The sequence below is a fragment of the Paenibacillus xylanivorans genome, assembly GCF_001280595.1.
Taxonomy (GTDB): domain Bacteria; phylum Bacillota; class Bacilli; order Paenibacillales; family Paenibacillaceae; genus Paenibacillus; species Paenibacillus xylanivorans.
Genome location: NZ_LITU01000068.1, coordinates 253,068 through 254,959 on the forward strand (window position 1 = coordinate 253,068; position 1,892 = coordinate 254,959).

At 41.1% G+C, this 1,892-nt stretch carries 2 protein-coding genes and 1 pseudogene; all 3 read right to left on the reverse strand.

The genetic code is table 11. The annotated features are described in order from the left end of the window. Positions 1-211, reverse strand: a pseudogene (locus AMS66_RS33960) (ROK family protein); the annotation flags it as partial. 116 nt (positions 212-327) lie between these two features. Continuing rightward, positions 328-915, reverse strand: coding sequence for a sugar O-acetyltransferase (locus AMS66_RS19610; RefSeq protein ID WP_053782385.1), 588 nt, complete (start codon positions 913-915; stop codon positions 328-330). Between the two features lie 41 nt (positions 916-956). Continuing rightward, entirely contained in the window at positions 957-1,532 is a 576-nt protein-coding gene (locus AMS66_RS19615) for a sugar O-acetyltransferase (RefSeq protein WP_181014141.1), read from the reverse strand. Positions 1,533-1,892: the final 360 nt, after the last annotated feature.

A 1,892-nucleotide genomic window follows, 5' to 3' on the forward strand; every position in this document is an offset into this window, starting at 1 on the left:
ATGCAGGTCTCCCTCCGTTGGAAGGTACTGTCTCGTCCTCAAACAGTTCACCCAGTTCACACAACTCTTTGACCAGTGAATTGACGGTTACTACACTGAGCTTGGTCAAGGAGGCCAGTTGTGGCTTGGTTGCTGTTTCCACCCGTTTCATGACCTGGCGTACATGGTTTATATTAATTTCTTTCATCAAATACGCGTTCGCTATTTTCATAAGCACCCCTACTCCATAGTTTCTTCTCCAATGTAGTAACTATACAATATCTCCAAAGGGTTTAAAAACACCCGATGAAAAACATCGGGCATTCTGAGGGTTCGTATACACTTGTGTTAGCTTCTTCTATACTTCGTTTTGTCTGCTTCCGTTATTTTGCGAATAACTCTGCATGGATTACCCGCAGCAATTACATCCGAAGGAATGTCTCTGGTAACTACACTTCCTGCCCCGATGATTGTGTTATCTCCAATGGTCACACCCGCAAGTACAGTCACGCCGCCACCGATCCATACATTATTGCCCACTGTGATCGGACCTACAATTTCAAGACCCTCGTTACGTTGTTCCACATCATAAGGATGACCAGCAGTATAGAATCCACAATTTGGTGCAACAAAAACGTTGTCACCAAAACTAATTTTTGCCCCGTCCAGCATAACGATATTATGATTGCTATAGAAGTTCTCACCAATTTCAATGTTATAGCCGTAGTCACATACAAATGGCTGCTCGATCAGGAAACGATCCGTCGTTTTTCCAAGCAACTTTTTGAGCAGCGCCTCTCTCTCAGAGATCTTACCTGGATGAAGCTGATTGTACTCGTAGCAAAGCCCCTTTGCGTACATGCGCTCATCAATTAATTCTTTGTCGTAATTCGCATTATACAGTAGTCCCAGTTGTGATTTCTCTTTTTCTGTCATGAATTCCTGTGCCTCCAACTCTTCTGTCCAAAATGAATGGTTTAAAGCTCTATCTCTCTAATAATTCTAGCAGGATTCCCACCAACAATCATGTTATCCGGGACATCTTTTGTGACTACAGCACCGGAAGCAATAACGACATTGTTCCCAATGGTGACTCCTGGATTAATTACTGCCCTGCCTCCGATCCATACATTATTTCCGATGGTCACTGGCTTTCCATACTCTGCGCCTGTTATTCGTTCGAATGGATTCAAGGGATGAGTAGCCGTATATATGTGAACGTCAGGTCCCATTAAACAGTTATCTCCAATGCGCACTTCGCATACGTCAAGTATCGTACAGTTAAAGTTGGTATAGAAATGCTCTCCAACATGAATGTTGTATCCATAGTCAAAATGAATATTCGGTTCCATGCTCAAGTGTTCACCCGTTGAACCCAACAGATCTTTCAATACCTTTGTACGGAGCTCACCATCTGTTTCTGTAGTCTGATTGTACATGCGTGTCATTCTTCTTACATATTCCCTGTCTTGAGACAATTGGGGATCGGAAGCCAAATACAGCTCACCATCGATCATTTTTTGTTTTTCCGATTTTGTTGTGATATTGCTCATGATTGTTTCCCCTTTGTGTCCATAATTGTTTGCCTGCCATTAAGGACAAACCAATAAATTAAGATACTTTATAAAGCTATAATAATTATATGGGATAACCTAAATAAATCAAGTTCTTATAAATTGAATACAGAGATATTATGCCTAATATTATTAAAAAACCCACTGCAAATCCAATAAATTAATGGATTTGCAGTGGGTTGCTGAAGTAATACAATATAGAGAAGTTTGCATAGACAACTTTAAAACTAACGCATTATCCAGCCGCCTGAACCGTTTGCTCCTTGCGACTAATTGCATAAACGGCTGACACCAAACCCATCAGTATCAGAACCGATCCGATCCATCCTGTATACATAA